Origin of the sequence: Halomonas sp. 3D7M, from assembly GCF_014897885.1 — a bacterium.
In the GTDB taxonomy this organism is placed as follows: domain Bacteria; phylum Pseudomonadota; class Gammaproteobacteria; order Pseudomonadales; family Halomonadaceae; genus Vreelandella.
In genome coordinates, this window is the sequence record NZ_JABUZF010000170.1 from 6,009 (window position 1) to 15,043 (window position 9,035).

Genomic DNA, 9,035 nt, shown 5'->3' on the forward strand with positions numbered 1-9,035 from the left:
AATAAAGTTAATGAAGGCGTGGGCATTTTCAGAATTCGGCGCATCCGCGGGCACTGCCATCATATCAAACCACAGTGCAGCCCCCTCTTTGGGAATGCTGTAGCCAATAGTGAAGTCACGGCCGGCTTCTTCGGCACGATCAGCCGCCTGGAAAACATCGCCGGAATAGCCTGCGGCCACACAAACATCACCATTCGCCAAGTCGGAAACGTAACGAGACGAGTGGAAGTAGGTCATATCGTCACGAACACTGGCAATGAGTTCACCAGCGGCTTCCAGGTCTTCGATATTTTCACTGCGCGGATCAAACCCTAGATAGGCCATGGCGGGAGACAGCATTTCATCAGCAGAATCCAGCATCGACAGCCCACAACCGGCCTCGCTCAACGCGCCGGTAATTTCAGGATCAAAGAGCAGCGCCCAGCTATTCAGTGGCGCGTCATCGCCTAAAATGTCTGTCACACGGTCAACATTATAACCAATGCCGTTGGTACCCCACATATAGGGCACCGAGTATTCGCTACCCGAATCGATCTCTTCCAGGCTGGCCATCAATTCAGGATTGAGGTTATCTAAATTAGGCAATAGCTCATGATTGAGGGGCTGGAAAACACCGGCCTTTACCTGGCGGGTAAAATAATAAGTAGAAGGAACCACAACATCGTAGCCAGAACGGCCAGACAAAAGCGCAGCGTCTAATATTTCATTGCTGTCATAAACATCATAGGTCACTTCAATACCGGTGCGCTCGGTAAACTTTTCTAGCGTTTCAGGGGCGATATAGTCGGACCAGTTGTAAACTCGCACTTCATTCGCTTGTGCATTAGCAGCCGCTACGGCAAAAGATAGGGCCGTAACGGCCACTGAAAGTTTGTGAATATTGCCCATCTCACTACTCCTTATATCGCTAAGAATATTTCGTTAACTGCCAAGTCATTCAAACGTCAAGCTTACGCTAAAACATTAAAAACAGCTGTGGCTACTATGCCAGATAAGCGAATTTTGCGGTGCAGCGACACCTATCGCAAGCCCATGGGGAAAATTCTTGTATTCTGCTCCATGCGACCCCACTTGTAGGGTAGCCAACTCAGAAAAACACACATTGATAGCCTAATACTATTGCTTAGATGCATTTTTACAATTTTAGCTATTGGTCGTAGTTGGTTACCATGAGCAATAACTTTTTCCACTGCCACTCACTTATTTTGGAGACGTTCTGAATGTCCCTGATCAACACTGAAGTAAAACCGTTTAAAGCGACTGCCTACCTGAACGGCGAATTTATCGACGTCACTGAAGCAGACTTGCAAGGTAAGTGGTCTATTTTCTTCTTTTACCCTGCTGATTTCACCTTTGTCTGCCCGACTGAGCTGGGTGACTTGGCTGACAACTACGCTGAATTTAAAAAGCTAGGTGTTGAAATCTACAGCGTGTCTACTGACACCCACTTTACTCACAAAGCTTGGCACGACAGCTCTGAAACCATCGGCAAGCTGCAGTACCCGATGATTGCTGATCCGACCTTACAGATCTCTCGCAACTTCGAGGTATTGATTGAAGAAGCTGGTCTTGCAGAGCGTGGTACCTTCGTTGTTGACCCCGACGGCAAAATTCAGATCGTCGAAATCAACGCTGGCAACATCGGCCGTAACGCTGAAGAGCTACTGCGCAAAGTGAAGGCTGCCCAGTACGTTCGCGAGAACCCAAACGAAGTATGCCCGGCTAAATGGAAAGAAGGCGAAGAGACGCTTGCTCCGTCTCTGGACCTCGTAGGCAAAATCTAAACGGCCTACCGCTGCCGTTCAGGATTGCCCCTTAAGGCAGAACGACACCCGGGCATACCCCGGGTGTCCTGTTTTTGAGTACCCGTTTTTGAGTACCCGTGTTAACGCAAACATCGTTTTCCCTATCGCTCTTACTCATGCTGCGATCTTTCAACAGCAGCGAGCGTGTTAGGTTGAGAACTCATTACTGCTGACTGCGAGGAAGCCACTGTCATGCTGGACGCCAATTTAAAAAATCAGTTGAAAGCTTATTTAGAAAAAGTGACTCAACCGTTCGAGATCGTTGCGTCCCTCGATGACGGTGCCAAGTCACGCGAATTGCTAGGTTTGCTCGAAGACATCAGCAGCCTATGCGACAAGATTACACTGCAAACTGACGGTCAAGATAATCGCACGCCGTCATTTGCCATTAACCGCCCCGGCGAAGAAACCGGCGTGGTATTTGCTGGCATCCCGATGGGGCACGAGTTCACCTCGCTGGTGCTGGCACTGCTACAAGTGGGTGGGCATCCCCCCAAAACGTCCGAAGAACTGCTAAATCAAATCAAGGCGCTCGACGGCGAACTGCTGTTCGAGACGTACTACTCGCTCTCCTGCCAGAACTGCCCAGATGTTGTTCAAGCGCTCAACTTGATGGCGATTTTCAACCCCAATATTCGCCACGTGGCCATCGATGGCGCTCTGTTCCAGGATGAAGTCGAAGCTCGGGAAATCATGTCGGTTCCCAGCATCTATTTAAATGGCAAACCGTTTGACCAGGGACGTATGACCTTAGAGCAGATTCTAGCCAAGGTTGATACGGGTGCTGCTGAACGAGAAGCGAAAAAACTTAGCGAAAAAGCCGCCTTTGACACGCTGGTAATTGGTGGTGGCCCTGCGGGTGCCTCAGCAGCAATCTACTCTGCCCGTAAAGGGATCAACACAGGCGTTGCTGCTGAGCGTTTCGGTGGCCAGGTGGCAGACACCATGGGCATTGAAAACTTTATCTCCGTCAGCCATACCGAAGGCCCTAAACTAGTTAGCGCTTTAGAAGAACATGTTAAAGAGTACGATGTTGACGTTATGAACCTTCAGCGCGCCACGTCGTTTAAAGCCGCTGAAAACGAAGGTGATTTACACGAAATAACCTTCGAGTCGGGCGCCAAACTGAAGAGTAAAACGCTCGTCCTGGCAACCGGTGCGCGTTGGCGCGAGATGAATGTGCCTGGCGAACAACAGTACCGCAACAAAGGTGTTGCTTACTGCCCCCACTGCGATGGCCCGCTATTTAAAGGCAAACGCGTAGCAGTGATTGGCGGCGGCAACTCTGGCGTTGAGGCCGCTATCGATCTGGCCGGTATTGTAGGCCACGTCACCCTAGTCGAGTTTATGGGTGAGATGCGTGCAGACGCCGTGCTACAGAAAAAGCTTAAGAGCCTGCCTAACGTCGACATTGTTTTAAACGCTGAAACCACGGAAGTGACAGGCGACGGCAGCCGAGTTAACGGTTTAGCCTACAAAGACCGCAATACCGATGAGCTTAAAACCATCGCACTAGAAGGTATCTTTGTTCAAATTGGCTTAGTGCCTAATACCGAGTGGCTGAAAGGTTCACCGATTGAAATGACGCCACGCGGCGAAATCATTGTCGATGCCCATGGCATGACGTCAGTTCCAGGCGTATTTGCAGCAGGCGACGTGACTACCGTGCCATACAAGCAAATTATTATCGCCATGGGTGAAGGTGCAAAAGCATCACTGGGTGCGTTTGACTATTTGATTCGCCACTAATCTGATTCGACATTAGCTAGCCTGCTGGGCGGATCCCCTGCCACCCTTTAGGCTGTTTCCTTTGACGTAAAGACCGTGACGTCACGCCCGCTGCCCTGCGGGCGTTTTTTTTGTTCGCCGGGTTAATCAGCGCGACCGCACACTGAGCAAGCAGGATCACGCGGCACCTGAAAATGACGCCACTGCCCGCTCAAGCCCTCAAAAGTGGCGAGTCCTTGATGCGGTTTTCCTGCACCGCTCAACAGCTTAAAAGCTTCTATCGCTTGAAAACAGCCAATCAACCCAACCAGTGGCGCCATGACACCGCTTTCTGCACAGCTCAAGGCTTCATCTTCGCTATCGCCAGGAGGATACAGGCACGCATAACAGGGGCATGCTGGGTTGCGAGGATCAAAGACGGCTAACTGCCCAGAAAAACGAATTGCCGCTCCAGAGACCAGCGGTACACCGGCCTGCTGAGCAGCAGCGTTAATCGCATAACGGCTTGAAAAACGATCTGTGCAATCCAGCACCACATCCGCCGACGCTACCAGTGCCTCGAGCGCCTTGCCATCCGCATGTTGCTCCAAGGCGATTACATGGCACTCAGGGTTAAGTGCCTGCATGCTCGCTTTTGCTGAACGTGCCTTATTGGTGCCGATACTCGCCTGCTGGTGAGCAATCTGGCGCTGCAGGTTTGACAACTCTACCGTGTCAGCGTCGGCAATCGTGATTTTACCCACGCCAGCGGCCGCTAAGTAAAGCGCCACAGGAGACCCAAGCCCACCTGCACCGACAATCAGAGCATGAGCATTTCTCAGGCGCTCCTGCCCCTCAATATCAACCTCGGGTAGCATAATTTGGCGGCTATAGCGCAGCAGCGCCTGATCATCCATCATGGGATTACTTATCCTCAAATTCCTCGAAATCGGGTATGTGTAAGTTGAAGCTCTCTTTCACTTCTTCCATTACCACATAGCTTTTGGACTCTTTTACCCCAGGCAGCGTCAGTACAACATCGCCTAGTAGCTGCCGGTAAGCGGACATCTCAGGAATGCGGCATTTTAAAATATAATCAAACTGACCAGACACCAAATGACACTCTTGGATTTGCGGCAGTTTCTCGACCGCCCGACGAAACTCATCAAACACAGCAGGGGATTGAGTTTCCAGGCTAATCTCCACAAAGACCAACAAGTTAGCTTTCAGTGCCTGCGGATCAAGAATGGCTTGATAGCCGCGAATGATACCCGCACGCTCAAGGCGTTTAACACGCTCTAAACAAGGGGTTGTGGATAAGCCGACTTCAGCGGCAAGGTCGACATAGGAAATTCGCGCATTTTCCTGCAGACAGCGCAAAATTTTAAGATCGATCCGGTCCAGCGTTCTATTTTTTGGTTTCATGGCAGGATCCAATACTGATGAATCAGGCAGTTATTAAAGGTGGCCCAGGGTAACCCGTTCATGACCTCCAACGTCTAGTACACTTTCAACGTTTTGGAAGCCAGCGCGCACTAATGCCGTTCGTACGTTGGCCGCTTGCGTATAACCATGCTCTAAGGCAAGCCAGCCGCCATCGGAAAGATAGCCACGAGCGGTACAAATCAAATGCAGCACATCCGCCATTCCGTCAGCATCGGCCACTAGTGCCGATAATGGCTCAAATCGCACATCACCCAGGCGCAAATGTGGGTCGTCGGCAGCGATATAAGGTGGGTTACTAACAATAATATCGAATGCAGCCGCTTGTGGGGGCTGAACAAACGCGCTAAACCAATCGCTAATTACGAACTGAGCATTGTCGATCTTCAGCGCTTGTGCATTGCGCGCTGCGAGTGCCACTGCTTCTGGACGAATATCCGCCCCTATTACTTGCCAGTTAGGTTTCTCGCTGGCAAACGCAAGTGCAATAGCGCCAGTGCCGGTGCCAAGATCCAGCAATCTTCCTGCCCTCGCCTTGGCACGCATCAGGACAGCCTCAACCAGAGTTTCGGTATCAGGACGTGGAATCAGCGTTTCTGGCGATGTTGCCAGCCGCAGCCCCCAAAATTCTCGTTCACCAGTCAGATAGGCAATTGGCACTCCCTGGGCACGCGCAGCCACCAACGCATCAAATCGTGCTTGCTCCCAGAGGGGGCACTGACGATCTCCCCAGGTATACAGCCAAGTACGGTCATGCCCCGTAGCGTGACTGAGCAGCACCTCGGCATCAATTCTAGGGGAAGGCGACCCTACCGCTTGCAGCCGAGCCGCCGCTCGTCGCAAAAGCATATCGAACGTCACAACATCAAAGCTCATTAGGCGTCCTGAAGGGCCGAAAGCTGCTCTGCTTGATATTCGTGAATGAGCGGCTCAATGACATCATCAAGCTGCTCACCCGTAATGACTTCCGTTAGTTTGTAGAGTGTCAGGTTAATACGGTGGTCGGTAATCCGGCCCTGGGGGAAATTGTAAGTACGGATTCGTTCACTGCGATCCCCTGAGCCTACCAATGAGCGGCGAGCGTCTGCTTGCTCTTGGCGCTGCGAGTCAACCGCATTGCGTTTGAGTTTGGCTGCCAGCAACGACATCGCCTTTGCACGGTTTTTATGCTGACTGCGCTCTTCCTGGCACTCCACCACGACGCCTGTAGGCAAGTGAGTAATACGGATAGCAGAATCTGTGGTGTTGACGTGCTGACCGCCCGCGCCACTTGAGCGATAGGTATCAACGCGCAAATCAGAGGGATTAATATCGATATCGCCCACGTCGTCCACTTCAGGCATGACCGCCACCGTGCAGGCGGACGTATGTATCCGGCCTTGCGATTCCGTCGCAGGCACGCGCTGTACGCGGTGCGCGCCAGACTCAAATTTCAAGCGCGCATAGACACCATCGCCTTTCACGCGAGAAATAACTTCTTTGTAACCGCCCTGCTCACCGTGACTGGCACTAACAACTTCAACGCGCCAGCCACGTTTTTCCGCATAACGTGAGTACATGCGAAACAGATCACCCGCAAAAATAGCGGCTTCATCCCCGCCCGTGCCAGCACGCACTTCCAAGAATACACCGCGGCCATCATCGGGGTCTTTAGGCACCAGCAGGCGTTTCAGCTCACTATCCAGGGCTTCGAGTTTCTCACGCCCCTCACTGATTTCCAGTTCCGCCAGCTCGCGCATATCGGGGTCGCTGTCGCGACTTAACTGCACGGCTTCTTCGATGCTTTTTTCTACCTCGCCGTAGCGCTGCCAGGCGGCGACCAGCTCTTCTAATTCCGCGTACTCACGGGAGTAGTCACGAAAACGCTGCTGATTATTAATCACTTCAGGGTCAGACAGCAGCATTGCCAGCTCTTCAAAACGGTCGGAAAAGCTATCTAGACGTTGGCGCAAAGTCTCTTTCATGCGGGTGTATCATCCTTCTGGCATTTTACCGCGGCCACTGGTTGCTCAAAGGCAGGCTTAGCAGGCAATAGTATATTGGGCGCGGCATTCAGCAACTCGTTATTTTCTTGGGATGCAGCGTCGCGCAAGGCAAGCGTGGGCTGATGCATTAACCGATTCGCCAATTGGTGAGCTAGACGTTCAATCACCTTGGCAGGATCTTCACCCTTTGCTAATCGCTCAAGCGCTTGCTCACGAGAATGGTCTCGAATGGCCTCTCCGTGACGTCGATAGTCGCGAATAATTTCGCCGCCATTGCGGATTCGACGCTCATGCTGCCAACTACCCACCCCGTGTTCGATGAGTGATTCAGCCTGATCAGCGGCAACTTGACGGTGACGGCGATTTTCTTCAATGACCTCTTGCAAATCATCAACGGTATAAAGGAAGACATCCGCAAGCTCACCCACTTCAGGCTCGATATCACGCGGCACCGCGATATCCACCATAAACACTGGTCGATGGCGGCGCTTTTTCAGCGCACGCTCTACCATCCCCTTCCCTAGGATCGGCAGCGGAGAAGCCGTAGAGGATATGACGATATCAGCCTGCTCTAACGCTTCCGGTATTTCTGGCAGTGTAATAGCAGAACCACCCAGAGGAGCAGACACTAGCTCAGCGCGTTCCCGGGTACGATTGGCTACCGTTAGATGCCGCACGCCGGCTTCATGAAGATGACGCGCTACCAGTTCAATGGTTTCTCCCGCCCCGATCAAAAGCGCTCTGGCACGGCTAAAATCATCAAAAATACGGCTAGCCATGCTGACCGCAGCATACGCCACCGACACTGGATTTTTGCCAATGCCCGTTTCCGTACGCACCTGTTTGGCTACCGCGAAGGTGTGTTGGAATAACCGCTCCAATTCACCACCCAACCCATTGGCTTGGCGGGCCTGCTGATAAGCATCTTTTAACTGACCGAGTATTTGTGGTTCGCCCAGCACCATAGAGTCCAGGCCAACGGCGACACGCATCAGATGACGCGCAGCATCGTTGTCAAGATAATGATAGGCACAGCGGGAAAGGTCTTCGATGCGCAAATTATGAAAGCGCCCAAGCCAATCCAGCACGGCATGCTCACCGGCGGCATCCGTCACGCAATAAAGCTCGGTACGGTTACACGTCGAAAGCACAGCCGCTTCGCTGATTTGCGGCAGGTTACGCAGCTCCGTCAACGCGCTTTCCAGCTGCGTTGGCGTAAATGCAACCTGCTCACGTACGGCCACGCTGGCGGTACGATGATTTATTCCCAGGGCAAGAAGCGTCATGCGTTATGCGTCTTCGCTAGTGGATCGGTCGTCACGTCACTTGTCGATCTGAATGTCTGGAGCTTGCTATAGCAAGTCTAAAAAGAGTGGGTAGATACGATGAACTATAAGTAGATACTATGAGTAGATACCATGGATTGCACCACCCCACCCCGTTTTCAAGGTGTAATATTCTATCACAGCACAGCATGTTCTGGCGCACACCACTTTGCCGCAGGCAACCAAGCCGCTATGCTGAGCACTCGGCCACCTGATCGAGAGACGCATGCCCCTTCGCGCGACACTACTGGGTCACCCCCTATCGTTACCGGGTTTACCCTTACTGCCCTTGGCCACAACGCTACTACTGGGCGGCTGCCAGCTTTCCCCGTCTTCCTTTGAGAGCGGGGTTCAAAATGATGCTTATGATCCCATGCAGTCAGCGCCGCCGATTACTCGCGGGCTGGATGCCGAGGGTCTTCGCTCGTTGCTGGCAGCAGAACTTGCTGGCCAACGGGGCGATTATCGCTATGCCAGCCAAGGCTATCTGGAAGCGTCCCGGCGCTATCGCAACCCCGCGTTAGCCGAGCGCGCCACTTTTGCAGCGCGCTTTGGCAATGATGTCGCCTTAATGGAAGCCTCCGCGATACGTTGGCGCGAATTAGCACCTCAAGCAGAAATGCCGAATAGGTTGCTGGCAACCCTCTCATTACAACGCGGAGACTGGCTGGACAGCTTAGAGCAGCGTCTGGCGATCGCTGAAGCAGGAGGCAATGGCGAAATAGCGGCTTTTTCTGAGGCGGCGGTGGCCGAAGAGGCGCCACTGAACC

At 52.6% G+C, this 9,035-nt stretch carries 8 protein-coding genes and 1 pseudogene; 3 read left to right on the top strand and 6 right to left on the bottom strand.

What is annotated here, in order from left to right; genetic code table 11:
• A partial coding sequence (locus INT22_RS08680) for an extracellular solute-binding protein (protein ID WP_226912540.1) occupies window positions 1–888 on the bottom strand: 888 nt, incomplete at its 3' end.
• 332 nt (window positions 889–1,220) lie between these two features.
• Between INT22_RS08680 and ahpC the strand changes: the two genes are divergently transcribed.
• Window positions 1,221–1,784 (top strand): alkyl hydroperoxide reductase subunit C, encoded by a 564-nt coding sequence (gene ahpC, locus INT22_RS08685; RefSeq protein ID WP_038482734.1) that lies wholly within the window; start codon window positions 1,221–1,223, stop codon window positions 1,782–1,784.
• Window positions 1,785–1,997: 213 nt separating this feature from the next.
• The gene (gene ahpF / locus INT22_RS08690) at window positions 1,998–3,554 is read left to right on the top strand and encodes an alkyl hydroperoxide reductase subunit F (RefSeq protein WP_193068057.1); all 1,557 of its coding nucleotides are present in this window, start codon (window positions 1,998–2,000) and stop codon (window positions 3,552–3,554) included.
• A 122-nt stretch (window positions 3,555–3,676) separates the two neighbouring features.
• Here the strand turns inward: ahpF and INT22_RS08695 are convergent, their stop codons facing one another.
• Genes INT22_RS08695 through hemA form a run of 5 tightly spaced genes read right to left on the bottom strand, consistent with a single transcriptional unit; the run spans window position 3,677 to window position 8,226 of the window.
• Window positions 3,677–4,432: a molybdopterin-synthase adenylyltransferase MoeB gene (locus INT22_RS08695; protein WP_193068058.1), complete on the bottom strand. Its 756-nt coding sequence runs from the start codon at window positions 4,430–4,432 to the stop codon at window positions 3,677–3,679.
• 4 nt (window positions 4,433–4,436) lie between these two features.
• The gene (locus INT22_RS08700; RefSeq protein ID WP_038482725.1) at window positions 4,437–4,937 is read right to left on the bottom strand and encodes an Lrp/AsnC ligand binding domain-containing protein; all 501 of its coding nucleotides are present in this window, start codon (window positions 4,935–4,937) and stop codon (window positions 4,437–4,439) included.
• A 33-nt stretch (window positions 4,938–4,970) separates the two neighbouring features.
• Window positions 4,971–5,816 carry a peptide chain release factor N(5)-glutamine methyltransferase gene (prmC, locus tag INT22_RS08705; RefSeq protein ID WP_319022058.1) on the bottom strand — a complete coding sequence of 282 codons (846 nt, stop codon included), beginning with the start codon at window positions 5,814–5,816 and terminating at the stop codon, window positions 4,971–4,973.
• 14 nt (window positions 5,817–5,830) lie between these two features.
• Window positions 5,831–6,919 (bottom strand): peptide chain release factor 1, encoded by a 1,089-nt coding sequence (prfA, locus tag INT22_RS08710; RefSeq protein WP_089038646.1) that lies wholly within the window; start codon window positions 6,917–6,919, stop codon window positions 5,831–5,833.
• Complete coding sequence (gene hemA, locus INT22_RS08715; protein WP_089038647.1) at window positions 6,916–8,226, bottom strand: glutamyl-tRNA reductase; 1,311 nt, start codon at window positions 8,224–8,226, stop codon at window positions 6,916–6,918. The genes prfA and hemA overlap by 4 nt, the downstream gene beginning before the upstream one ends.
• A gap of 412 nt (window positions 8,227–8,638) precedes the next feature.
• Between hemA and INT22_RS20565 the strand changes: the two are divergent.
• Window positions 8,639–9,035, top strand: a pseudogene (locus tag INT22_RS20565) (tetratricopeptide repeat protein); the annotation flags it as partial.